We start from the raw sequence: 25,209 nt of genomic DNA on the forward strand, positions 1-25,209 counted from the left end.
GCATGTGTTTCAAATCTGTCCCAATGCAAAAAAAATGTAAGGCTATTTTTCTATATAAAACAATATGGTTAGACCTATTCTGTAACAGTACAAAAAAATACTTAAATAAATTTCGCGTTATGGATATTGATTATTGTATACAATATACCTATTATGGCAAGCATAATAACTATCCCGTAATGAGAAGAGGAAGATTTATGAAGGTAACTTGGCGCGGTGTTTACCCAGCGGTAACGACACAGTTTAACGACGATGAAAGCATCAATTTCGAAACAACAAAGTCTATGATTGACATGCTTATTCAAGAGGGTGTTCACGGTATTATCGTATTGGGCACTGTGGGTGAAAATTGCTCGTTAAGACAAGACGAAAAACGTCAGGTACTTAAAGCAGCGAAAGAAGTGGTTGCAGGCCGAGTGCCGTTGCTTACAGGTGTGGCAGAGACGACAACACAATTGGCTGTTGAGTTTGTGCAAGATGCTGAAGATATTGGTATCGATGGACTCATGGTATTGCCGGGAATGGTGTATCGCTCTTCAGAACGAGAAGCGATTCACCATTATCAACAAGTAGCACGTGCGACATCTTTACCAGTTATGATTTACAACAACCCAGTGACGTACGGCGTTGATGTGTCAATAGAAGGCATGAAGGTACTGGCGAATGAGGACAATATCGTTTCGGTTAAAGAAGCGACGGAAGATACAAGACGGATCAGTGAGCTATTTTCTGCGTTTGGTGACCGTTATGTGGTATTCGGTGGCGTAGATGACATTGCACTTGAAAGTCTAATGCTTGGTGCCACAGGCTGGATTTCTGGATTGACCAATGTGTTTCCAAAAGAGTCTGTTGCAATTTTTAAACTGGCAGAGCAAGGTCGTTACGAAGAAGCGCGCGAGTTGTGGCGTTGGTTCTTACCGTTGTTGAGATTAGATACTATTCCAACGTTGGTGCAGTGTATTAAGTATGCGGAATATCTTGCGGGCCGAGGCAGCGAAGTGACACGTTCGCCACGACTACCTTTGACACAAGAACAAAAAGCCTACGTGAGTCGCTTATATGATGAAGCCATGGCTACACGTATCGATCTAAGTAAATACAACTTGGACTAAGCGTATGATATTGGGCACGTATTTTTGTATAGATGGTCATACCTGTGGCAATCCTGTGAGGTTAGTGACCAGTGGCCATCCCGATCTCAAAGGTCGTACGATGAGTGAAAAGCGTCAGCACTTTTTACAGGAATATGACTGGATCAGAAAAGGCTTGATGTTTGAGCCTCGTGGTCATGACATGATGTCGGGCGCCTTTTTGTATCCGCCAACCACCGAAGATGGTGATGTCGCCGTTTTGTTTATCGAAACATCTGGATGTTTGCCTATGTGTGGTCATGGCACTATCGGGACTGTGACATTTGGTCTTGAAAATGGTTTGATCAAATCGCATACGCCGGGGCAGCTAAAGCTAGACACACCAGCCGGACGAGTAAATGCTTATTATGAGATGCAAGATGGCAAAGTGCTTTGGGTCAAACTCTATAACGTGCCTGCATTCTTAGCTTATCAAAACATGCATGTAGAAGTTGATGGCTTGGGTAAGTTGCTCGTCGATATCGCTTATGGTGGTAATTTCTACATCATCGTTGAACCCCAGCCCAATTTCAAAGGAACCGAGCATTGCTCGGCTTCCCAACTATTAACTTGGAGTCCAAAAGTCCGAGATGCAGTGAATCAACAAATTAACCCTGTCCACCCGCTAGACAGCACGGTATGTGGCGCATCGCATGTACTTTGGACCGGCGAACCTAAACATGCCAATTCTAGCGCTGCGAATGCGGTTTTTTATGGTGATAAAGCCATCGATAGATCCCCCTGTGGTACCGGCACAAGTGCCAGAATGGCTCAACGATTCGCGAAAGGCTTGTTGAAACAAGGCGAGCCATTTATTCATGAAAGTTTTATCGGTAGTCAGTTTACGGGAATAGTGGAACAAGTAACGGAAGTGGCAGGTAAGCCTGCGATTATTCCCAGTATTCAAGGGTGGGCGAGAGCTACAGGAAGCAACCGAATCACTATTGACGACGACGATCCATACGCATTTGGTTTTCAAGTGCTGTAAACAGAGTTAGGAGGAAGCATGGAATTATCAGGAAAGAGTTATATTGCAGGCAGCTGGCAAGGAAGTGAAGAACGCGGCAGTTTTTATGCCTTTTGCCCTGCCAGCAATCAACCTTTGGATGTGCCATTTTATGATGCCACCGAGGCACAGGTCGACGCAGCAGCGTCAGCCGCGCAGTCAGCGTTTAAAACCTATCGAAAAACATCTTATGCACAAAGAGCAGAATTTCTACATACCATTGCAGAGGAAATTTTAGCGCTTGGTGACGATTTGATCACCACGACAATGGTTGAAACAAACCTACCAAGACCTCGCTTAGAGGGTGAAAGAATGCGTACGGTAAATCAACTGAGAGCATTCGCTACTGAGTTAGAAAATAACTTGGCGACGCTAGGAGTTACGCGCTGCGAACCCGCTGAACCAGAGCGGCAGCCATTACCCAAGCCAGCCACCAAGCTTACTCATATACCCATTGGTGTAGTTGCGGTATTTGGTGCATCTAATTTTCCGTACGCGTTTTCCACTTTAGGAGGAGATACTGCCGCTGCGCTTGCTGCTGGCTGCCCTGTGATCTATAAAGGCCACCCAGCTCATCCGGGAACCTGTGAGCTAATGACAAGGGCTATTGATATTGCCATTCAAAAGACGAAAATGCCAAAAGGTGTATTTTCCATGCTTCAAGCAAAAGCTTATGAAGCCGCTCATAGTTTGGTTAAACAGCCTGTTGTTAAAGCCGTTGGCTTTACCGGATCTTTCGGTGTGGCCAATGCTCTGATGGAGTCTATTGCGACGCGATACGAACCCATTCCATTTTATGGTGAGCTTGGCAGCATCAATCCACAGTTTATTTTGCCTTCAATCGTTGCTGAAGGAAGTGAGCAACTGGCTGAGCAACTAGTAAACTCTCTGCTGATGGGGAATGGACAGTTTTGTACGAGTCCCGGAGTCTGGCTAGTGCCTAAGCACGCAACAGCATTCATAGACAAGGCAAAAGACACTATCTCTGGCGCAAACTCTGATACGTTGCTTACACCGGGTATTTTGAAAGCGTATGAAAATGCCATTGCCCGGCTTAAAGACCAAGATAGAGTGACGTTAATCAGTGCCGCTGAGCAGTCGCAAAACTTTCACGCTAGTGCGCATTTATTTACCTGCGATTTAGAGACTTTTTTAGCAGAAGACTCGTTGCGTGAAGAAGTGTTTGGACCATGCGCGTTGATTGTAGAATACACCGAGGTTGAGCAGTTGGAGCAATTGGTTGATTTACTGCCGGGGCAGTTAACGGCAAGTGTGCATGGCACTGCAGATGATTTAAGTCAATCCGCTGGATTTATCGAATCTTTACAATATCAGGTAGGGCGGCTGATTTATGGACAAATGCCAACCGGTGTTGAGGTCTGCGCCACAATGAACCATGGTGGCCCGTTCCCATCTTCTACAGATGTACGTGCTACATCTGTTGGACTGGGCGCGTTTATGCGTTTCGTCAGGCCACTTTGTATACAGAGTTAAGCAAATATAAAGCCCACCGCTTGTTTGAGCGAAGTGGGCTTTTATTTTCCTGCTTTGAATTATCCCTGCATCGCGCAATTTATCGTTGGCAGGTGCAATTTATAAGATAGCGCGTATAATAACCTGTTAAAATAACGAATAATTATAGTCATGGCGATTGTACATAAAACTCGAACTCAATTAGTTGCAGAAGCAATACGTGAAAAAATTCTTTCTGGTGAAATCAAAGCCGGAGATCCGCTTCGACAAGCAGCTCTTGCAGAAGAACTCAATGTCAGCCGCATTCCAGTCAGAGAGGCGTTACTACAATTGGAGGCTGAAGGTTTAGTTAACTTTGAAGCTCACAAAGGTGCCACAGTAACAAAGCTTAGTGCTGAGCAAATTGACGAAATTTTTGATTTAAGAGCACTGCTCGAAGCTGAACTTCTCAGACATTCTATCGACAAATTAAGCAATCGCGACTTACTTGAAGCAGAAGCTGTGCTTGCTGATTTAGAAGAAGCGATGGCAGCGGGAGACACCCAGTTGGCGACAGGCAGGCTTAATGCTGAGTTTCATAGTAAATTATATAGCCGGGCAGAAAGACCACAAACCCGTGAATTAGTGGATGTCTACAGCAAAAACTCAGAACGTTATGTTCGTATGCACATACTGCTTGCTGGTGGGATCACCACCGCACCTGAAGAACACCGCAACTTGCTAGAATTTTGCCGACAAAAAGACGCTGATAAAGCATGTGCATACTTAAAACAACATATTATTGGTGCAAAAAACGACATCAAAGCTTTGTTGATCCGTCTGGAAGAAGAACAAAAATAAATTTCGATTTAATGGGTTTGATTTAAGTCAAGCCTATTCTCATCTTTATTAAATGCTAAATATCTAACTCATTATTATAGGCTAACCATCTAGCTCATTTAGATAGTTAGCTGAATAGAGTCGTTTCAACGAGTGAGTATTATCTCGTCAGAAAAAATATATATCCTTAAAATAACAATATTACAGAAAAACATTACATTTCCCGAAAAATATGTTATTTCTATAAGCGTACCTTTTTTGGGTTAATATCCAAGGGATAAAGGTATATAAATAATAAATATTATTATATTTTTGTTAATATTAGGGAAAACAATGAAAAGTTTTAACAAGCTCGCATTAGCTGTCAAATCAGCAGTTGTATTAGGTGCATTATCCAGCACTTCACTCGTATACGCAGAAAATAAAAAAGATGAAAAAGCGGAAGAAGTTGAGCGTATTGCAATCACCGGCTCACGTATCAAGCGCACTGATATTGAGGGTGCAGCACCAGTTATGTCAATTACAGCAGCCGATTTAACTGACAAAGGTTTTATTACTGCTTATGACGCGATTCAGTCACTGAGTTCAGCAACAGGTTCTAATCAGGGACAAGTTTTCACCAACGGTTTTACCAGTAACGCTGAGACAGTTAACTTTCGTGGCCTTGGTCCAAACCGTACTCTAATTCTATTGAACGGTAAGCGTGTTGCTAACTATCCTCGCGCTTACAACGGACAAAACAACGTTTTTAATATTGCGACAATCCCGTTAGCAGCTGTTGAACGTATCGATGTCGTTACTGGTGGTCAGTCAGCAATATACGGTTCAGATGCAATTGCTGGTGTAATGAACATCATTACTAAAACGTCGGTTGATGAAACTACTGTTAATGTTGGTGGTTCAGAAACAGGTGCAGGTGGCGGCGGTTCTAAGAAGTTTAATGTCGTAACTGGCGGTGAAGGCGATGGTTATTCGTGGGTGTTAGCTTTAGATCACACGTTTAACGAAATGCTACAAGCTAAAGAACGCCTTTGGTTAGACGATAGATTTGATACCCCAGCAAATCTAGAAGATATTCCTGAGCATACACAATCAATGCCTCGTAACGTTATGTTTATGGAATACGACACAACGATTGGAGATTGGCAATATAAAGATCCAGGTGCTGAAGCTTGTAATTCATTCGGCGATACTGTGCACGCAAACCGCCCGAGTCGCGGGTTTTATTGTAGTCGAACAAATGAATCAAGAGGTGATACTTCATTCTTAAACGAGCGTTCTAACACGTCTGTTTATTTAAACGCTAGCTATGAACTATCTGACAATCACAAACTAAACCTGACCAGCCTTTATTGGATGTCTGACTCAATGTCTACCGGTTCAAAAAGCTGGGATTCTCGTTTCGTAAAAACAGATATTCAAGAATCTAATTTATGGCTTGGTAATGGTTATTTCTTGAATTCAGAAACTGAAAAGTACTCTTTCATTAACCGCAGTATCCTCCCTTCAGAAATCGGAAACAAGGGCGATAGTAATTTCGAAGAGGATATGTTGACGGCTAACTTGTCGTTATCGGGTATCATATTTGAAGAGTATGACTACGAAGTTTTCGTTGCTTATAGCCAAACTACTGATAGACAAGAGGAATATTATCTTAAGAAAGAAGTAGTGTCTGATTACTTTGTGACTTTCGATGAAGCTACAAAGAAGTCTAAAGTTAATATCGACCGCATTTTCTCTCCAATCTCTGAGCAAGACATCGATTCGATTTTTGGTTTGAATGATTCAGAATCAGACTCAAGTGTATTGACAACTGGTGCGAGTATTACAGGTGATTTGCTTGAATTATCGTCAGGCTTTGTGGGCTTTTCAGCGTTAGTTGAGTTTGAGCGCTCTGAATATGATATGAACGTACACCCACGTACGCTTGGTAAAGAAGGTGATGGCTGGGCAGGTCTTACAGGTACAGAAGGGTCTGGTGAGCGTGACCGCTATGCGTTGGCATTAGAGTTCGCGGTTCCTGTTACCGAAGAAATAAACTTAAGCCTTGCCGCTCGTTATGACCACTATGATGATGCTACTAATGTGGATGGTTCTCCTACTTATCAAGTTGGTATAGAGTATCGCCCAACAACAGAGTTATTGTTACGTGCGAACTGGGGAACGACATTCCGAGCGCCAGACTTACATAACGTGTTTGCAGACCCATCGGGTTCTTTCTCTTCAGTTACTGACGAGCGTTTATCAGCATCTTGTAAGGCATTAGCAGCTGGTAATAATGACGGAATATTATTTGACAACGTCGATCTTGAATCTCTTGGAAAAGCGTGTAATCAAGATTATCAAGAGTCATACAGCGTATTTAGCGTTACTTCTGGTGAGAAATCATTGAAAGAGGAAGAAGGAGAAACACTAACCCTTGGTTTTGTGTGGCAGCCAATTGATGACTTAAATCTAACACTTGATTTCTACAAGATCAAAATGGAAGATGCTGTACGTCGATATCCTGCTAGTCGAATCACATTGAATGAAAAAGATTGTCTTGATGGTACGGAAGACGCTAATAGCGTTCTTTGTCAGCAGGCATTTAGAAAAGTCGAGCGTTATGGCGCCACTGGTTTCAATAGTTCGTACAAAATGAAACAAATCAACTCCTCATTTATCAATGCTGCAATGAGAGAGCAAACTGGTTTTGATTTCGAATTGGAGTATAGCTATGAATTCAAAGATGTAGGAACAGTTGGCTTTAAAACTCAATACTCTCATGTTCTGAAGACTGAGAACCAATATTTCATGGATGAAGAGATCAATGAGGACTTCCGAGATGATCGATACAATGATGAGTTCCGTTCAAAAGTTTCGACCACATTAAGTTTGTTAACTGATGATTGGTATCTAACTTTGGTTCAATATCGTTATGGCTCAATGCATAACGATTATGATGAAGATGATTGGACTCAAGTTGAAAATAGACGTTATGCACCTTGGTTTAACTACAACTTTGGTGCAGCATATTCAATAGATGATAATAACGCTATAAGAATTGGTATTAACAATTTATTCGATACTAAAGCTCGAAGTGATGCATCTGAACAGTATGCTCCATACTTTAATAATTTTGCATACCCAGGAACAACAATTATTAAAGGACGTGAGTTTATTCTAGATTATACTCTCACATTTTAATTTATAATTTGTATTAAGCCCCATATCCTCGGTTATGGGGCTTTTTTTATGTACTATTGGTATTAAGGACAAACAATATGAAGTTTTATTATTTGCTTCTTGCGCTACTGCTGTCATGTTTTAACGTGGCTGCAAAACCCGATTCTCCTCCCTATTTTTCTATAGAAGACTTTGCTAAAAAGTCTCAATATCATCAGATTACGCTGTCTCCCGATGGAAAGCATATGTCTGTTATTCTCACTAACGACAATGGTGATAGGGTATTAACAATTTTACGCCGTAAAGATATGTCGATGACTACTACGTTAAATTGGAAAGGGGAGGAATTTCCTCTTAGCATGTCGTGGCTCAATAATGAGCGCGTAGCGGTTAATGTTGGGATGTCTTTAAGTAGTATGGATATGCCTATCGCGACTGGTGAAGTTGTGGCAATGAATATTGATGGCTCTAAGGAGCTAATACTGCACGGGGGACGCAAAAAAGGTAAACGTAATCAAGCGAAAACCAAAGCTGAAAAAGGACGTTTGATTATCAGTGATGTTGCACCAGAGTCAAATGATGAAATTTATGTTTTAACTGTGCCGAATGGAATTTCTTATGCAGAATATAAAAGAATCAATATTTACTCAGGCCGTGAATATATTTTAGAAAAGTCACCAGTTAAAGGTGGTGGTATGTTGGCTGACCATAATCGTGTGGCACGGTTTGCTGTTGGTGTTGAAGCGCATGATAATAAAAACTATCACCTTCTTTACTATCGTGATTCAGAGGAAGATGAATGGAAAGAATTTGGTCGTTATTTAGAAGATGAAGGTGTGTTATCACCTTTGGCTTTTGCTCCGGATAATAATACTGTCTATGTGGCATCAACAATTGGTCGCGAGACTCAAGCGATATTTAAATTAGACCTTAAAAGCAAAGAGAAAACGCTGCTTTCTGGTCACCCCTTAGTTGATGCATCTGACTACCTATTTGATAAAAATCGCAAGTTGGTTGCAGTAGAATATTTGCCAGATTACCTTGAAATAGACGTTATAGATGACAACAGTGATTTGATTAAATGGTTAAAACCATTACAACAGTTCTTTAAAGGTCATAATGTATCCATCACAAGTATGACTTCTTCAATGGAAGAGTTGGTTGTTCGTGTAACAGCAGATAACGAACCTGGGACGTACTATCTGTTTGATACAAAGAAGCAAAATATATCGCCGTTAATGCAGTCATTTCCACATTTAGATAGAAAAAAAATTGCTAAAACTCAGCCTATTAAGTTCACTGCAAGGGATGGACAAGATTTACATGGTTATATTACTTTGCCATTGAATCAGTCGAAAAACTTACCTTTGATTGTCATGCCGCATGGTGGCCCTCATGGCCCTAGAGATAATTGGCAATACGATGATCAAGTGAGCTTACTAGCTGATCATGGTTATGCAGTTTTACGTGTTAACTTCCGAGGTAGTGGTGGATATGGAAGGTCTTTCCAAAGCAGTGGTTATCATAATTGGCACAGTACCATCATGAATGATATCAATGACGGAGTACGCTTTATGATTGAGCAAGGTACTGCTGACAAAGATAGAGTATGTATATTTGGACATTCATTTGGTGGCTATTCAGCTGTTATGGCTCCAATCCGCGAGCCTGACCTTTATAAATGTGCGGTTGCTTCCATGGGGGTTTACGATATGGATATTCTGTATAAAACCGGAGATACACCAGGAACAATTTATGGAACAAATACACTGAAAAAGTATGTAGGAACAGATCCTAAGTTATTACATGAGGCTTCACCTGCCCGCCATGTAGATAAGCTTACAGTTCCAGTAATGATTGTTCATGGTAAAAAAGATCCTAGAGCTGACTTTGAGCACGCTTTATTTTTGAGGAAAAAACTTGAAGAAGCGGACAAAGAGTATGAATGGCTTGTGTTTGACAAAGAAGGTCATGGTTATGTGAACGAACAAAATAAAATTGAGTTCTTCACAAAACTGCTCAAGTTTTTAGATAAACACCTTAAGTAGACGCATCTGTCAGAAGTGGTTCGCTAATTGAGAGCGTTCAATAAGATGTGTAAGCATGAATTGTTCGCCCAGTCGTTATCTCTACGAAGTTGAACATTTGAGCAATGCCAGCTCCCAATTATTGAGCTGGCATTTTTTGTAGATAAGCGAACTTATTAGTTTCTATATATTTTTTAATTTAGAAATGTGTAGTTACTCGTAACCAACTTCTCATGTTTTACTAATTATTACCAAAAATCGCAGTAAATCCTTCACTGTTTCAGGTTTGGATTGTTATTTACTACGGGCTTTGAGAGTTGATTTACCTAGTTTCATCATTAAAGCTCTAGGAGCATAAAATTAAGGTCAAAGACGGAGTGTTGTGCTGCTTCCACTTTATTATACAATAAGCTTAAGGCGATTATTTACCTCATCTTAATCGTCTATCCAACCAGAAGAAAAATTAATACCTAGTGGATAAACAAACCCAGTAAGGGTCTCACACTCACTCCAAAGCCAAGAAGTTAATTCTTGACTATGGCTTGGTATAAAAGAGCTTTTTACTTTGTGATCTTTGAAATACTCACCTGAAACGTCATAGTTATCGCTATCACTCAAAAACACACCTGTTTGGGCCCCTTTTGTTGGCGTTCGCGCTATTAGCTTTTTGAACAGCGGGTAAATAAATCCAAGATTTTTCGGAAACGCTTGTTTTAACATCGGGGTGTCAACGATCCCAGGATCAAAACAGTTGACATAAATATTGGTATTAGCGAGTAAATTTGCTAACTGTTTTGTCAGTAGAATGGTATACAGCTTGCTATTACAGTAAGCTTGCTCAGGACAATAATTCGAAAGCATTTCGATATCACTCTGATTGACTTTTGCGTCGCGATGTCGAAACGATGCAGTGTTAACAATACTTGCTCGCTGTGCTTTGCTCAGCAATGGTAGAAGATGGCCTGTCAGATAATAAGGAGCTACAACATTAACCGCACAAGTCATCTCAATATCATCTTCTGATAGTTCCAGCACCTCGCCAGCCCAAACCCCCGCGTTGTTAATTAATACATCAATATGGTCAGTTCTGGAGGAAATATACTGACAGGCTAGTTTAATAGACTTCAAAGAGCTGAGATCACAGTCTACAAAGTGCACTTTATTGCTGATTTGTTGACGTTGGATCAACGTATGTAGCCTATTTCGGTCTCTTGCGAGGATAAAAAACTCAGCCGTATACTGTTTATCCAATTCAGTAAACCATTGAGAACCAAAGCCTGATGTGACACCGGACATAACTATTTTTTTCACGCAATTTTCCTTTGCAATTTTTGTTAAAAGGCTCACTGTTTTGCCGCGCAGACACGAACAAGTTTTTTACCTTTTGTACTAGAAGGCACTTTTTCTGGACTTGCCGCGTACAAAATGTTTCCGATAAAGGTATTATAAAATCAGTAAAAAGCAAACTACCTTCTAATGTTGCCGATTGAAAATGCTGCAATCGCACTTTGAGCTATACAGCCACAGGTTAGCACAATAAAAACTCACTACATCAAGCTTATATATTAAATTTTTTAAAGGGAATGGGTTAACCGTTCGCTATTTATGGCAATTCTATTAATTAACTTATCAACTTTGAGTCGAGAAAAGTGAGTAGATAACACCGCTATTGGATCTCGGTAACGCTAAGGTTCCTAAGATTGCGGTGATTGTTGGCTAGGCGGAACCAAGCGACTCCATATTAAAAAAGGGGCGTTAAGCCCCTTGCAATTTAGGATAAATTACATATTAGGATAATTTGGTCCACCAGCACCTTCAGGTGTGACCCAAGTAATGTTCTGGCTAGGATCTTTGATATCACAGGTTTTACAGTGGATACAGTTTTGTGAATTGATCACAAACTGTTTCTCACCTTGTTCATTTTCATTGACCTCATAAACTCCGGCTGGGCAATAGCGCTGCGCGGGTTCATCATATTTATCAAGGTTTATTGTTATCGGGATCTGCTCGTCAGTCAGTTTTAAATGACAGGGTTGAACTTCTTCATGGTTGGTGTTTGAAAGAAACACGGACGAAAGTTTATCAAAACTGAGCTTATTATCTGGTTTAGGATAAGTAATTGGCGTTGCGTCGGCAGCGAGTTTGAGTTGTTCATGATCTTTATGTTCATCTTTGATAGTGAAAGGCAATGAACCCGAAAAGATATTTTGATCGATCATGTTGTATGCGCCGCCCATGATCCGACCTAGCTTATGCATCGCTGGTCCAAAATTGCGTGACTGATACAGTTCGTCATAAAGCCAACTGGCTTTAAAGTTATCGTCAAACGCACTCAAATCTGCCGCAGCTTCTTCTTGTTTCAACGCGGTGATAATCGTATCCGCTGCAATCATGCCTGATTTCATTGCGGTGTGATTGCCTTTGATTTTGGCAAAGTTAAGTGTGCCAGCATCACAGCCAACCAATAAACCGCCAGGAAAATGCATTTTAGGTAAGCTGTGCAGTCCACCTTTGGCGATTGCACGAGCACCATAGGCAATGCGCTCACCACCTTCCAAAACGCTTGCAAAAGTAGGGTGGTGCTTCATGCGTTGAAATTCATCAAATGGACTTAAATGCGGGTTGCTGTAGTTCAAATCGATGATCAACCCGACTACGACTTGATTGTTTTCCGCATGATACATAAATGAACCACCATGTGTTTCATTGTCTAGTGGCCAACCAGTGCCATGCACAACTTTGCCTTCTTCGTGCTTGCTTGGGTCTACTTGCCAGATCTCTTTAAAGCCAAGACCGTAGTGCTGCGGTGAAGCGTCTTTGTCTAGGTTAAACTCGCTGATTAGCTGTTTACCTAAGTGGCCGCGACAACCTTCAGCAAATACTGTGTATTTAGCGCGTAGTTCCATGCCTGGCATATAGCTGTCTTTGGGTTGTCCTTGCTTATCTAATCCCATATCGCCAGTAACAATACCTTTTACTTCATTGTCTTCAATGAGCAAAGAGTGTGCGCTGAATCCTGGGAAGATCTCAACGCCAAGTTGCTCGGCTTGTTCCGCCAACCAACGACAGACATTGCTCATTGAAACAATGTAATTGCCATCGTTTTTAAATGTTTTTGGCACAATTAAGTGCGGCAATTTCGTGGCGTTAGTTTCGTTTTTAAATAGATAAATATCATCGCCAGTGACTTTGGTGGTGACCGGAGCGCCTTTTTCAGCCCAGTTGGGGATAAGTTCATCGAGTGCTTTTGTTTCAAAAACAGCCCCAGATAGAATATGTGCACCGACTTCAGAGCCTTTTTCGACAACGCATATCATTAATTCTTGTTGTTGTTCCTGTGCTTGTTGAGCGAGTCGGATAGCGCAAGACAAGCCCGCAGGGCCTGCGCCCACTATCACAACATCAAACTCCATGGTTTCGCGTTCGACCATTATCAACCCCACATTTTGACGGTAGATTAACTAAAGAGAGGCTTTAGTTTGCAATTAGTTAAGCTAAGGTTATTTTAGGTTGACGTTTACGTCAACAGGAAGTAGTCTGATTCCCATAAAATAATTTGTTGACGTAGACGTCAGTAAAAAGAATAACCAGATGATGGAGTAACCATGAAAGTACTTGTGCCAATCAAACGAGTGATTGACTACAACGTCAAGGCGAGAGTCAAATCAGACAACAGTGATGTTGATTTAAGCAATGTAAAAATGGCAATCAACCCTTTTTGTGAAATTGCAGTAGAAGAAGCAGTACGTTTAAAAGAAGCTGGGCAAGCTACAGAAGTTATTGCTGTTTCAATAGGCGACAAAGCTTGTCAGGAGCAGTTAAGAACTGCGCTGGCATTAGGTGCAGATAGAGCTATTCATCTAGAAACAGATGCTAAGCTTGAGTCATTACATATTGCCAAGCTGCTTGCAAAGCTGGTTGAGCAAGAAGCGCCTGAGCTGGTTATTCTGGGTAAACAATCTATTGACTCGGATAACAACCAAACTGGGCAAATGCTTGCAGCACTGACTAAGCGTGGTCAAGGGACATTCGCCTCCAAAGTGGTTGTTGAAGGTGGTAAAATTTTAGTAACTCGTGAGGTTGACGGTGGTTTACAGACTGTTTCCCTTGCACTACCAGCTGTAGTGACTACCGATCTGCGTTTGAATGAGCCACGTTATGCCTCATTACCTAACATCATGAAAGCAAAGCGTAAGCCGCTTGATGTGGTTGCCGCGGATTCGCTGGGCGTCGATCTTTCTCCACGCGTTGAGCTGGTTAGAGTAGAGGAACCTGCTAAACGTTCAGGTGGTGTTATAGTCGAGAGTGTAGCAGAGTTAGTCGCAAAACTAAAAACAGAAGCAAAGGTGATTTCATGAGCGTATTAGTCATTGCTGAACACGAAAACGGCGCATTAAAGCCTGAAACCAACAAAGTTGTGACAGCCGCAGCTAAGATTGATAGTGACGTTACCGTGTTGGTAGCTGGCGCTGGAGTTGCTGATGTTGCAAATGCAGCAGCGACCATTGCAGGTGTCACTAACGTCGTGTTAGTTGACGATAGCGTATATGAGCATCAGCTAGCAGAAAATACCGCTGAATTGGTTGTCGAGTTAGCTTCAAACTACAGCCACATCGTGTTCTCAGCTTCGACAACCGGCAAAAACATTGCGCCGCGCGTGGCCGCGTTGTTGGACAAGTCACAAATTTCTGAAATTATCGATGTTGTCGATGCAGATACATTCAAACGACCAATTTACGCTGGTAACGCCATCGCGACGGTTAAGTCCCTTGATACAGTAAAAGTGATCACGGTTCGTGCCTCTGCTTTTGATCCCGCTGCTAGCCAAGATGCTTGCACTGTAGTTTCACAGTCACAGGCTATTGCAACTGAGCTGAGTTCGTTTGTTAGTATTGAACAGACTGAATCTGAACGCCCTGAGTTAAATGCCGCGCCAGTCGTTATATCTGGTGGTCGAGGAATGCAAAATGGTGAAAACTTCGCGTTACTAAATGGTATTGCGGATAAGCTTGGCGCTGCCATTGGCGCATCGCGTGCCGCTGTAGATGCTGGATTTGTGCCAAATGATATGCAGGTTGGCCAAACGGGTAAAATTGTGGCTCCGGATCTGTATATTGCCGTTGGGATCAGTGGAGCGATCCAGCACTTGGCAGGTATGAAAGATTCAAAGGTAATTGTTGCTATCAATAAAGATCCAGAAGCACCGATTTTCCAAGTTGCAGACTATGGTTTAGTTGCAGATCTGTTTGACGCACTACCTGAGCTTGAAAAAGCGCTATAAGTTTAAATTCTGGTTGTTAAAGCCGTTGAGCCCTGTGCCACGGCTTTTTTCGTTTTTGGAGCGTACATGTTAAAAGGATTGAACCATATCACCATTGCGGTAAGCGATTTATCTGTCTCTATTGGGTTTTATAATCAAGTGCTAGGTTTCGAATTATTAGTTAGCTGGGACAAAGGCGCATATTTAAGGTCCCAAGACGTGTGGTTGTGTCTTTCACACGGCAATACCTGTCCAGCTAAAGATTATACTCATATTGCATTTACTATTGAGCAGTCAGATTTGAATAACATACTGCCAATGCTAACGGAGCAAAATGTAAAGATCTGGAAACGTAATACCAGCGAAGGTGATTCTATTTATCTGCTTGACCCAGACGGACATCAGTTAGAATTGCACTGCGGTGACCTAAAAAGTCGTCTGGAAAGCTTAAAAACAAAGCCATATAAAGACTTAATTTGGCATCAAGAAGTGGATTGAGGAGTGATCAAGGTTACTCCTCAAATAAGATAAGTTTTGGTAGGGTGGCCCGCAAGGGGGACTTGTAGCCCATGAAGTATAAAAATATAAAATCGGCCATTCATAATTTCGGACATAGCTTTGTTAGCGATGAAAATTATGTAGATGGCGATTATGTATTCTATGAATTAGCAGTTATACACAGCCAAGGTCACGAAATTGTTATCAACTGGCTAAATAGAAAGTTTGAACCAAATCAGCTGTGTACTGATAGAATTAAGAAGTCTATTGGGTATTGGGCAGATGGACTTAGTCGTCATCTTGCAAACCAAAATGTCGATGTAAACTTGTTGAATAGTTTAGAGTTTATTTGGCCTACTGATAGTGCTCATTTCATGGTCGCATTAGATGACCGTGGGATTGAGCACAAAAAAGTAGTTAAATACTCGGGTTAAGTAACATAACGAAGCGCGTCTTGCCACACTCACAACGGTGCTACACAATAATAATACAGCTGCATTCCCGCCCGTTAGCTTAGCATTTCCACCGTCTACTTCTAGCTTATGCGACTGTCAGATTTGATCAAGTCATAACAATCAAATCTGACAGGTTAAGCTAATACTCATTCAGATCAATTTAGTGGTCGTAACTGATATGTTGGAAGAAGCGCACGTTAACGTCTTGACGCTCAGTATTGATTGGCAAATCGTTAATAAAGCTTTTGATCGCTGATTCAACATGATTTAAGAATCGGCCATAACCCATATCCTTTTTGTCTTTTTCATGCGCGACGATGACAAAGCGTAACGTATCAACCAAGTTTTCTTCGTTATATACCGAGAATATTTGGTTGTCAGTTGAGTGGGTGTCAAAGCTTAGTTTTTGTAGCTCATGACGATCTGCTGATTGATCTTGTTTATTGCTCCGTACTATCGGCAATTTGCCATCCGCAACCATCGCAACCATATTGAGCTGCTTGTTCGAACAAGCCGATAGAAACTTATCTTCAATAAGACGATAAAATTGTCCGTAGTCACTAGGTCTTAGCAAGCTTTGATACTCGGTTTTAAAATTACGCGACACTGGTACGCTGAAAGTGACATAGGTCATTTCGCTATGGGATTCGGGTAGCGAGCAGTTTCTTGCTTGATAACGAGGGTAGAGTGCACGTAGTTTATAACCATAAGACTCTTTATCACCCTTAGCTTTGGCATATAGATCGTAAGTAAGATGTTGGTGATCTCTTACTCTAAAGCTTGGCATTGGCGAGATAATACCGTCTTTTAGTTCATCAAGAACATGTTTTACTTTGCTATGAAAGTTCGCAGCGTTTGCTCTGAGTTCGTTACCTGTTGCCAAGAACAACAATCTGATCTTCTTAGCCTTATAACCCTTTTCAATGTAGGTTTGATGGGCTTCATGAAATCTAGGGTTGTAAAAAAACAACAGCTGGTTGTCTGTCTGAATTGTATAAGCTTCGTCGTGATAACGAATAACAGGCAGTTTGTCATTAGCAATAACGTGAACGTTGTGCAATTCATACTCGTCACATAACGCAAACAGCTGCCTTGCTAGTCGTTCGTAACACGCTTCTGCAGTATCGAAACAATTATAAAACTCATCACTAGGCTCAAATTGCACCAGAATATAGTGGTTGTTTCTCGCCTTTGTGGGGATGTACACGCGGTTCAAGTTTAATGTTGCCATGATTTTCCTTTCCAAAACTGATTTTACGGCGCAACTATATGATTAAATTGTGACAGATGTATTGCGCTAGAACAAAATATGTCACAAAAGTGTATTGAATAATATTAACCTATTGTTGTTCCCACAAATACACATTCCTGTTATTTATTTGCTGTAAGTTCGCGTTAGATTTTGTAATAATGCCACAGTTAAATTACGAGCATAATTCAGAGGAAAGATTTCCTATGGCGGAAACTGAGAATCGCCCATCAAACTTTATTCGAAATATTATTGATAGTGACCTTGCAAGTGGAAAACATGCTTCTACACATACGCGTTTTCCGCCTGAGCCGAACGGGTTTTTACACATTGGACATGCAAAATCAATTTGCTTGAACTTTGGTATTGCTCAGGATTACAAAGGCAAATGTAACTTGCGTTTTGATGACACTAACCCAGAAAAAGAAGACATCAATTACGTTAATTCAATTAAAAATGACGTTCATTGGCTTGGTTTTGAGTGGGATGGTGACATTTGTTACTCATCAAACTATTTTGACAAACTGTACGAGTACGCGGTTGAGCTAATTAATAAAGGTTTGGCTTATGTGTGCTTCCTAACGCCAGAGCAAGCGAGAGAATATCGTGGCACGCTAACAGAGCCAGGTAAACACAGTCCTTACCGCGATACCAGCCCTGAAGAAAACCTAGCGCTGTTTGAAAAAATGAAAAATGGTGAGTTTAAAGAAGGCGAATGTGTACTTCGTGCCAAGATTGATATGGCAAGCTCGTTTATGGTGCTTCGCGATCCTATCATCTATCGTATTCGTTTTGCTCACCATCACCAAACGGGCGATAAATGGTGCATTTATCCAATGTATGATTTTACGCATTGTATCTCCGATGCGTTGGAAGGGATCACGCATTCACTTTGTACGCTAGAGTTCCAAGATAACCGCCGTTTGTATGATTGGGTATTGGATAATATCAGCATAGAGTGCCACCCACAGCAGATTGAATTCTCAAGACTTAATCTTGAGTACACGGTAATGTCTAAGCGTAAGCTTAACGACCTAGTGGTTAATAACCACGTGGATGGTTGGGATGATCCGCGTATGCCAACCATCGCTGGTTTACGTCGCCGTGGCTACACGCCAACTTCAATCCGTGAATTCTGTAAGCGTATTGGTGTAACCAAAATGGATAACATGGTTGAAATGGGTATGCTAGAAGCGTGTATTCGTGATGACCTTAATGAAAATGCACCGCGCGCGATGGCTGTGCTAGATCCGGTTCGCATTGTGATTGAAAACTATGATGCCGATCAGGTGGAAATGTTAGAAGCGCCAAACCACCCAACGCTAGATATGGGTTCTCGTCAGTTACCGTTTACGCGTGAAGTATTTATCGAAAGAGAAGACTTCCGCGTCGAAGCGAACAAAAAGTTCAAGCGTTTGGTGTTAGGTAAAGAAGTGAGATTGCGTAACGCTTACGTGATTAAAGCAGAACGTATTGAAGAAGATAGTAACGGCAATATTCAAACTATTTTCTGTAGCTATGACCCTGATACGTTGGGCAAAAACCCAGAAGATGGGCGCAAAGTGAAAGGTGTAATTCACTGGGTGTCGGCTTCGCATTGCGTGGATGCAACGGTACGTCAGTATGACCGTCTGTTTTCGGTGCCAAACCCTGCTGCGGCAGATGACTTTACTGAGGTATTAAATCCTGAGTCATTAACGGTTATAGCTAATGCTAAACTTGAGCCTTCGCTTGCTGATGCAAATGCTGAGCAAGGATTCCAGTTTGAGCGTTTAGGCTATTATTGCCGTGATAACAAAGAACAAGGTTTGGTGTTTAACCAAACGGTTGGTTTGCGTGATTCATGGGCAAAAATAGAGCCTAAAGAGTAAGTTATTCAACTAAGGTCGGCGCTTGTCGGCCTTTTTTGTGTCTCGAATATGTCAGAAAAGTCCATACAACACTTCTATATCAATGAACAACAGTCAGTGTACTTGTTGTCTCATCATGATGCTAAAAAACACCGTCAATGGCTAAATATTTGTAAAAAGCAGCTGTCATTGCTGGGCTACAAAAATGTGGAAGTTATTGGTTCCGGTGCTTTTGGTTTCGTATTTGCAGGCACCAGCGAAACGGGAAAAGAGTGGGTTTTTAAATTCTCCAGAATTACGCTTGCACAAAGTGTTAGGGACCGACTCGAAGACGAGGGCTATATGCTTTCGCAGATCAACAATCCGATGGTTCCGAAGTTTTATGCGTTTGAGCGTGCAAAGAAACAAGGGATCTTAATGATGGAGCGGGCCAAAGGAGAAGACTTAGAAAAGATCTCCATTAAGCAGGGTCGCTTTAATGCTCTTACGCTTGTTTCATTAGCACTAAAACTGCGCAATGTGCTAGTTGATTTACGCGAGCGAAGAAATGGCATGTCAATTCAGCCCATTGTGCACGGTGACATCAAACCTTCTAATATTGTTTGGGACAGGCAGTCCGACAGCTTTGCGCTTGTGGATTGGGGTAGCTCGGTTTATGCGCAGGTCGATGTACATGGCGAACCAGTAGCCAGCAATATCATGGATTTAATGTCCTCTGACGTTAGTGCAACAAACGCGCGGATGGGGGATGTGTACTTTATTGGTGACGAACAAATGTCTGGCGCACAGTCATCACCAAGGTTTGACGAGCAGGGCGTAGCATCAACAATTTATGCCCTTGCTAGTGCTCAGTCTTGTCGGTTTGGCGCAAATGTGATCCCGGCATCTAGTTTGGGATTGCCTGTTGTGTTCGCCAAAACCATTGATGGAATGCTCAGCAAAGACAAAGCAATTAGAGATGCAGCAGGGGATTACTTCATTCGAAATATGCCTGCAATCGCAAAAACTTACATACCTGAATTAGACCTTGCACCAAAAAAAACCAGCATTCCGTTTTGGACGCATGAGACTCAGAGCAAACCTGACACTGTTGTGTATAGCTCGCGAAAGCAGTTTTTACGTCGCGCAGACCATAAACAAAATCTCAAAGAGGTTAACGACGCGCAGTTAGACCGATATTACAAAGAGTTTTTGTTTGATACTGGTGACACCGAAAAGGCCTTTCTTGCATCCATCAGTCGGCTAGCAAAGTATCCCGTGGTGGGCGGATTGAGCTTTCACTGGAAAGCAGAGCAGCTATTTGTTGAGTCGAGTCTTATTTTACATGATGAATCGCTGAATCGGGCGTTCAAAGATGCGATTAATGCCACGGTGATGTTAGCGCAGAGTATTCAGCAAAAGGGGTTGTTCAAATGTTGCTTACTAGATGCACGGCAAACTATTCAGCTAGAACGTGACGGTACCGGTGCGTTTATTTTTGATCAACTTCCCGAGCTAGAATATAGCGTGAGTGATGTATCTACCAACGAAGTTACGCGTCCTCATTCCTATTTTGAAGATGGTAAAGATCCAGACGAGCAGCTGCAGTTACCCAAGCAAATCATTCAATGTGTATTTGAACTAAACCAAATTCATCATACCGGTTGTATTATCTTTGAGTCGTTACAAGATAGGATGAAAATACACTATTACTATCGTTTACTTGATGCCAGTAAAGAAGCGCGTTTTAACGCAATCCTCACACAGATTATGCAATACGCAGTAAGCATTCAAGACTACGGTGTTGCAGGTTTTATGAAGTTACCTTATAAAAATACACGTGAATTTGCACTGCGTGAGAAGCAACCCGATTTCTTTTTTCCAAAAAACCCCAAAGCACTGTCTGATCCAGCGATCTAAAACCAAGTCCACTGCGTAATCATCAACTAAACTAAGTTTCTACAATAAGCGAATATGCTGGCGTCATAGTCGACACCTTCTGCGTGATAAACTACAGCATAATGAATATCAAGGAGTTCTCATGAAAGTAAATGCATTTGCAGCGATGTCTGCCGGAGCTAAGGTCGAGCCATACCAATATGAACTAGGTGGGCTTGGGCCAGATGAAGTCGATATTGAAGTCGAATATTGTGGAATTTGTCATTCCGATCTGTCGATGATCGATAATGAGTGGGGACTGAGTGAATATCCGTTGGTCGGTGGTCATGAAGTGATTGGAAAGATCAGCCAAGTTGGTAGTCATGTCAGTCACTTAAAGGTTGGGCAAACAGTGGGGCTAGGTTGGCATAGTGGCTATTGTGGACACTGTGGTAGTTGTAACGGTGGTGATCATAACTTATGTGCAACGGCGCAAGGCACTATCGTTTCACATCATGGTGGATTTGCCGATAAAGTACGAGCACAAGCAAGTAGTGTCGTAGTCTTACCCGACGGAATTGATGCAACAACTGCAGGGCCGCTGTTCTGTGGTGGGATCACGGTATTTAACCCGTTAGTCCAATTTAATGTTGAACCCACAGATAAGGTGGCGGTAATTGGTATCGGTGGGCTAGGGCACTTGGCGCTGCAATTTTTAAATGCTTGGGGATGCGAGGTGACGGCGTTTACTTCCAGCGAAAGTAAAGCGCAAGAAGCTAAAGAGATGGGGGCGCATTACATCATTAATTCACGTGATCCACAAGAGTTGGAACAAGCGGCTGGGCGGTTCGATTACATTATTTCAACGGTAAACGTAAAGCTTGATTGGAATGCTTACATTAACACTTTAAAGCCAAAGGGGCGTTTACACTTTGTTGGTGCAACGCTTGAGCCATTGGATATCGGTGCATTTGGGTTAATAGCCGGTCAGCGCAGTATTTCAGGCTCGCCAGTAGGAAGCCCAGCGACGATTGCTAAAATGCTAGATTTTGCTGCTCAGCACAATATCAAACCGCAAGCTGAATTCTTTAAATTCAGCGATATCAATGCGGCAATTGAACACGTTAGAGCGGGTAAGGCTAGATACCGAGTAATTCTAGAAAAATAGAGTCTCACCGTCATAACAAAAGGCCCCATTTAGTGTTACTAAATGGGGCCTTTTACTAAGTAGCTAAACTAGCCGTTAGGCTAATCCTTCATCCGTGTCAACATGCTCTTTTTTATGATTGTGAGCGATTTCGTCGGCAAGTTCTTGTTTGCTACGGCGCTCCGAAACGCGTCTTGAGGTTAACCAGTAGAAAAACAAGGGTAAAAAGAACACCGCTAGGAAGGTTGCAGATAGCATACCACCCATAACGCCAGTACCAACACTATGCCTTGCACCGGCGCCAGCCCCTGAACTGATCACCAAGGGAACCACGCCCAAAATGAACGCCAAAGACGTCATAATAATCGGTCTAAATCTCAAGCGAGCGGCTTCAAGCGCAGCAGTCGCTGGGCTCCAACCTTGTTGGTATTTCATCAAGGCATATTCCACGATTAAAATAGCGTTTTTGCTGGCAAGACCTAACAGAGTAACCAAGCCAATTTGGAAATACACATCATTGGTTAATCCTGCTACCCAAATTGATATGAGCGCGCCGAACGTACCAAATGGTAGAGCCAGCAGTACGGATATTGGCAATGACCAGCGCTCATAAAGCGCGGCAAGGATCAAAAACACCATTACCACCGCCATACCAATTGCAAGTCCGGTTGTACCCGAATTCTGCTTTTCTTGATACGCTGAGCCTGTCCACTCATAGGTCATATCGGGCGGTAGAACTTTTGCGGCAATACGTTCAAATTCTGCAATAGCTTGACCCGAGCTATAGCCCGGTGCGGCTTCACCCATTAGCATAACAGCAGACATATTGTTGTAACGATTTAAGGTTTCTGGACCGCGGCTATATTCAACATCTGTAAAGGCAGATATGGGCACCATTTCACCCTGCGCGTTTTTAACATAGATACGACCTACATCTTCAGGGGTCATTCTAAATTGTGCGTCTGCAGACATGATAACCTGCCAAGCGCGGCCAAATTTATTGAAGTCGTTTACGTAGTAATTTCCCAAGTTAGCAGCGAGTGCGTTAAACGCTGAGTTTATTGGAACACCCATCGCTCTGGCTTGTTCTCTGTCCATATGCACTTTTAGTTGCGGGGCATCTGGTCGCCAAAGGGTTTGAATACCTGATAGTATCGGACTTTTTTGTGCTTCCCCCATCAGTAGTTGCATGCCTTGTTTCAACTTAGCAGGGTCGGTTCCGCCTTTATTTTGCAGGTAAACTTCAAAGCCACCCGTTGTTCCAAGACCAAAAATAGCCGGAGGGTTGAACGCAAGCACCAAGGCTTCTTTAATATGAGCGGTTTTCATAAACAGCTCACCGACCAGATCTTTGGCTTGAACCTCTCGTTCATCCCAGTGCTTTTGGGTCACAAACATCGTCGCTGCGTTGTTTTTGAAGCCCCCGCCAATGAAGTCAAGACCGGTGAATGCCACGACATTTTCATTGGCTGGGTTTGAACGAGCGGCTGCAATGACTTGATCTGCTACCTCTTTGGTTCTTTGTAAAGAAGCGCCATCGGGTAAGAAGACCGCAATCATATAGTACCCTTGGTCCTCGTCAGGAACCAACGAGCTGGGAGTTTTCTGCCATAACATCACGGTTGCACCAACCATTGATACCATTAATACAAATCCTAACGCACCGCGACGGATCATAAAACTGACCGAGCCTACATAACGACCGGTAACGCGTTGGAACCAGTTGTTGAACCAAGCAAAGAAGCCTTTGTCTTTTTTGTGTTCATGTTTTAATAGCAAAACACAAAGTGCAGGAGTCATGGTGAGTGCAACTACCCCAGACAAGCTGACCGAAATAGAGATGGTGATAGCAAATTGACGGAACAGTTCACCGGTCAAACCGCCTAAAAATGCGATAGGGACAAAGACTGAACACAATACCAATACAATCGCAACTACCGGGCCGCTGACTTCTTGCATTGCTTTAATTGCAGCTTCTTTGGCGTTCAGATGTTGCTCATGCATGATCCGTTCGACGTTCTCTAAAACTACAATAGCATCGTCCACAACGATACCAATTGACAGTACCATGCCAAATAATGTCAGAGTATTGATAGAGTAACCAAGCATATATAGCCCTGCAAACGTGCCGAGCAATGACACTGGTACTGCTAAGGTTGGGATTAAGGTTGCGCGCCAATTCTGTAAGAATAAGAACACCACTAAAAACACTAAGATCATGGCTTCGCCAAGCGTTTTCAGTACTTCTCTTATCGACACTTCTACAAAGCGTGTTGTGTCATACGAGTTAATATGAGATAGGCCCTCGGGAAACTGCTTTTTCATTTCCTCAATAGTGGCTTCGACCTCATCAGCAACGTCTAGCGCGTTTGCGCCAGGTTGCAAAAATACACCGAGTAATACCGCTTCTTTACCGTTGATGGTACCTTGAAAGTTATAGTCTTTAGAGCCTAATTCAACACGTGCAACATCCTTCAACCTTAATGTAGAACCATCAGGGTTCGCTCTAATGATGATGTTTTCAAACTCTTCAGTCGATGACAGACGACCTTTTGCCGTAACACTATAAACTAAAGACTGCTCGGTCATTGCAGTCGGTGGAGCGCCAATACTGCCCGCTGCATATTGAGAGTTTTGCTCACGAATTGCATTTGCCACCTCTTGGGCAGTGACCCCGAGTTGGCTCATTACATCAGGTTGTAACCAAATGCGCATAGCATAATCTCGAGCACCAAATATCTGCACATTGGTGGTGCCTGGAATGCGCTTAACCCGATCCAAGATGTTTAAAGTGACATAGTTGGATGTCCATAAACCGTCTCGGGTACCATCGGGGGAATAGAACGCATGTACCTGTAAGAAGTTAGAGGAGGTTTTTTGAACCACCACACCTTGCCTACGCGTTTCTTCTGGGAGTCTGGCTTCCACCTGTTTGACGCGATTATTTACATTTACTGCGGCTTGGTCCACATCGGTACCAATCTCGAATGTAACAGTAATCGTGGTCACACCTGAGTTGGTGCTCGTCGATGTCATATACATCATACCTTCGACACCGGTAATGGCATTTTCTAGAGGGGTTGCAACTGTTTGCTCTAATACATCCGCTGAGGCGCCAGGGTATACCGCCATAACCTCGACTTGCGGAGGTGCAATTTCAGGATACTGTGCAATAGGTAAGCTCCTCATTGCAGCTAAACCTGCGAGCACAATAATGATGGATATAACGAAGGCAAATATTGGCCGACTAATAAAGTAACGAGAGAACATTTG

General features: G+C 42.4%; 17 protein-coding genes. 13 read left to right on the forward strand and 4 right to left on the reverse strand.

The features are described 5' to 3' along the window. Positions 1–197 precede the first annotated feature (197 nt). The 6 genes from ACSLBF_RS07625 (at position 198) to ACSLBF_RS07650 (ending at position 9,641) form a co-directional block, all read left to right on the forward strand. Complete coding sequence (locus ACSLBF_RS07625) at positions 198–1,112, forward strand: dihydrodipicolinate synthase family protein (protein ID WP_440056006.1); 915 nt, start codon at positions 198–200, stop codon at positions 1,110–1,112. Positions 1,113–1,116: 4 nt separating this feature from the next. Continuing rightward, a complete protein-coding gene (locus ACSLBF_RS07630; protein WP_440056007.1) occupies positions 1,117–2,118 on the forward strand; it encodes a 4-hydroxyproline epimerase in 1,002 nt (333 codons plus the stop codon). An 18-nt stretch (positions 2,119–2,136) separates the two neighbouring features. Then, positions 2,137–3,630 (forward strand): aldehyde dehydrogenase (NADP(+)), encoded by a 1,494-nt coding sequence (locus ACSLBF_RS07635; protein WP_440056008.1) that lies wholly within the window; start codon positions 2,137–2,139, stop codon positions 3,628–3,630. Between the two features lie 150 nt (positions 3,631–3,780). Continuing rightward, positions 3,781–4,449 (forward strand): GntR family transcriptional regulator, encoded by a 669-nt coding sequence (locus ACSLBF_RS07640; protein ID WP_440056009.1) that lies wholly within the window; start codon positions 3,781–3,783, stop codon positions 4,447–4,449. 312 nt (positions 4,450–4,761) lie between these two features. Beyond that, positions 4,762–7,614 carry a TonB-dependent receptor plug domain-containing protein gene (locus ACSLBF_RS07645; protein ID WP_440056010.1) on the forward strand — a complete coding sequence of 951 codons (2,853 nt, stop codon included), beginning with the start codon at positions 4,762–4,764 and terminating at the stop codon, positions 7,612–7,614. A 77-nt stretch (positions 7,615–7,691) separates the two neighbouring features. Beyond that, positions 7,692–9,641, forward strand: a complete 1,950-nt coding sequence (locus tag ACSLBF_RS07650) for an alpha/beta hydrolase family protein (protein ID WP_440056011.1) — start codon at positions 7,692–7,694, stop codon at positions 9,639–9,641. A 414-nt stretch (positions 9,642–10,055) separates the two neighbouring features. Here ACSLBF_RS07650 and ACSLBF_RS07655 read toward each other — a convergent pair whose 3' ends face one another. Together ACSLBF_RS07655 and ACSLBF_RS07660 are read right to left on the reverse strand one after the other, a co-directional pair. Continuing rightward, the gene (locus ACSLBF_RS07655; RefSeq protein WP_440056012.1) at positions 10,056–10,931 is read right to left on the reverse strand and encodes an SDR family NAD(P)-dependent oxidoreductase; all 876 of its coding nucleotides are present in this window, start codon (positions 10,929–10,931) and stop codon (positions 10,056–10,058) included. Positions 10,932–11,401: 470 nt separating this feature from the next. After that, positions 11,402–13,051: a 4Fe-4S dicluster domain-containing protein gene (locus ACSLBF_RS07660; RefSeq protein WP_440056013.1), complete on the reverse strand. Its 1,650-nt coding sequence runs from the start codon at positions 13,049–13,051 to the stop codon at positions 11,402–11,404. Positions 13,052–13,225: 174 nt separating this feature from the next. Here ACSLBF_RS07660 and ACSLBF_RS07665 point away from each other — a divergent pair, with 174 nt between their 5' ends. The 4 genes from ACSLBF_RS07665 (at position 13,226) to ACSLBF_RS07680 (ending at position 15,812) form a co-directional block, all read left to right on the forward strand. Next, positions 13,226–13,978 carry an electron transfer flavoprotein subunit beta/FixA family protein gene (locus ACSLBF_RS07665; RefSeq protein ID WP_440056014.1) on the forward strand — a complete coding sequence of 251 codons (753 nt, stop codon included), beginning with the start codon at positions 13,226–13,228 and terminating at the stop codon, positions 13,976–13,978. Beyond that, positions 13,975–14,901 carry an electron transfer flavoprotein subunit alpha/FixB family protein gene (locus ACSLBF_RS07670; RefSeq protein ID WP_440056015.1) on the forward strand — a complete coding sequence of 309 codons (927 nt, stop codon included), beginning with the start codon at positions 13,975–13,977 and terminating at the stop codon, positions 14,899–14,901. The genes ACSLBF_RS07665 and ACSLBF_RS07670 overlap by 4 nt, the downstream gene beginning before the upstream one ends. A 66-nt stretch (positions 14,902–14,967) precedes the next feature. Then, positions 14,968–15,378: a fosfomycin resistance glutathione transferase gene (fos, locus tag ACSLBF_RS07675; RefSeq protein ID WP_440056016.1), complete on the forward strand. Its 411-nt coding sequence runs from the start codon at positions 14,968–14,970 to the stop codon at positions 15,376–15,378. Between the two features lie 71 nt (positions 15,379–15,449). Beyond that, positions 15,450–15,812 (forward strand): hypothetical protein, encoded by a 363-nt coding sequence (locus tag ACSLBF_RS07680; RefSeq protein WP_440056017.1) that lies wholly within the window; start codon positions 15,450–15,452, stop codon positions 15,810–15,812. 181 nt (positions 15,813–15,993) lie between these two features. Here the strand turns inward: ACSLBF_RS07680 and ACSLBF_RS07685 are convergent, their stop codons facing one another. After that, entirely contained in the window at positions 15,994–17,064 is a 1,071-nt protein-coding gene (locus ACSLBF_RS07685) for a DUF3083 family protein (RefSeq protein ID WP_440056018.1), read from the reverse strand. A 224-nt stretch (positions 17,065–17,288) separates the two neighbouring features. Here ACSLBF_RS07685 and glnS point away from each other — a divergent pair, with 224 nt between their 5' ends. The 3 genes from glnS to ahr all read left to right on the forward strand — a co-directional run bounded on the left by glnS (position 17,289) and on the right by ahr (position 21,957). Continuing rightward, entirely contained in the window at positions 17,289–18,953 is a 1,665-nt protein-coding gene (gene glnS, locus ACSLBF_RS07690; RefSeq protein WP_440056019.1) for a glutamine--tRNA ligase, read from the forward strand. A 48-nt stretch (positions 18,954–19,001) separates the two neighbouring features. Further along, the gene (locus tag ACSLBF_RS07695; protein ID WP_440056020.1) at positions 19,002–20,831 is read left to right on the forward strand and encodes a protein kinase domain-containing protein; all 1,830 of its coding nucleotides are present in this window, start codon (positions 19,002–19,004) and stop codon (positions 20,829–20,831) included. Positions 20,832–20,952: 121 nt separating this feature from the next. Beyond that, positions 20,953–21,957 carry an NADPH-dependent aldehyde reductase Ahr gene (gene ahr / locus ACSLBF_RS07700; protein WP_440056021.1) on the forward strand — a complete coding sequence of 335 codons (1,005 nt, stop codon included), beginning with the start codon at positions 20,953–20,955 and terminating at the stop codon, positions 21,955–21,957. A 75-nt stretch (positions 21,958–22,032) separates the two neighbouring features. On the opposite strand, the gene ACSLBF_RS07705 is transcribed toward ahr, so the two are convergent. Further along, the gene (locus ACSLBF_RS07705) at positions 22,033–25,206 is read right to left on the reverse strand and encodes an efflux RND transporter permease subunit (protein ID WP_440056022.1); all 3,174 of its coding nucleotides are present in this window, start codon (positions 25,204–25,206) and stop codon (positions 22,033–22,035) included. Between the last annotated feature and the right edge of the window lie 3 nt (positions 25,207–25,209).

It is taken from the genome of Pseudoalteromonas sp. T1lg65, assembly GCF_051930985.1.
GTDB lineage: Bacteria > Pseudomonadota > Gammaproteobacteria > Enterobacterales > Alteromonadaceae > Pseudoalteromonas.

Coding starts and splice junctions, on each gene's coding strand:
- ACSLBF_RS07665 (WP_440056014.1), top strand. CDS start 13,226: ATGAAAGTACTTGTGCCAATCAAACGAGTGATTGACTACAACGTCAAG.
- ACSLBF_RS07685 (WP_440056018.1), bottom strand. CDS start 17,064: ATGGCAACATTAAACTTGAACCGCGTGTACATCCCCACAAAGGCGAGA.
- ACSLBF_RS07695 (WP_440056020.1), top strand. CDS start 19,002: ATGTCAGAAAAGTCCATACAACACTTCTATATCAATGAACAACAGTCA.
- ACSLBF_RS07625 (WP_440056006.1), top strand. CDS start 198: ATGAAGGTAACTTGGCGCGGTGTTTACCCAGCGGTAACGACACAGTTT.
- ACSLBF_RS07680 (WP_440056017.1), top strand. CDS start 15,450: ATGAAGTATAAAAATATAAAATCGGCCATTCATAATTTCGGACATAGC.
- ACSLBF_RS07705 (WP_440056022.1), bottom strand. CDS start 25,206: ATGTTCTCTCGTTACTTTATTAGTCGGCCAATATTTGCCTTCGTTATA.
- ahr (WP_440056021.1), top strand. CDS start 20,953: ATGAAAGTAAATGCATTTGCAGCGATGTCTGCCGGAGCTAAGGTCGAG.
- ACSLBF_RS07630 (WP_440056007.1), top strand. CDS start 1,117: ATGATATTGGGCACGTATTTTTGTATAGATGGTCATACCTGTGGCAAT.
- glnS (WP_440056019.1), top strand. CDS start 17,289: ATGGCGGAAACTGAGAATCGCCCATCAAACTTTATTCGAAATATTATT.
- ACSLBF_RS07645 (WP_440056010.1), top strand. CDS start 4,762: ATGAAAAGTTTTAACAAGCTCGCATTAGCTGTCAAATCAGCAGTTGTA.
- ACSLBF_RS07650 (WP_440056011.1), top strand. CDS start 7,692: ATGAAGTTTTATTATTTGCTTCTTGCGCTACTGCTGTCATGTTTTAAC.
- ACSLBF_RS07635 (WP_440056008.1), top strand. CDS start 2,137: ATGGAATTATCAGGAAAGAGTTATATTGCAGGCAGCTGGCAAGGAAGT.
- ACSLBF_RS07660 (WP_440056013.1), bottom strand. CDS start 13,051: ATGGTCGAACGCGAAACCATGGAGTTTGATGTTGTGATAGTGGGCGCA.
- ACSLBF_RS07640 (WP_440056009.1), top strand. CDS start 3,781: ATGGCGATTGTACATAAAACTCGAACTCAATTAGTTGCAGAAGCAATA.
- fos (WP_440056016.1), top strand. CDS start 14,968: ATGTTAAAAGGATTGAACCATATCACCATTGCGGTAAGCGATTTATCT.
- ACSLBF_RS07670 (WP_440056015.1), top strand. CDS start 13,975: ATGAGCGTATTAGTCATTGCTGAACACGAAAACGGCGCATTAAAGCCT.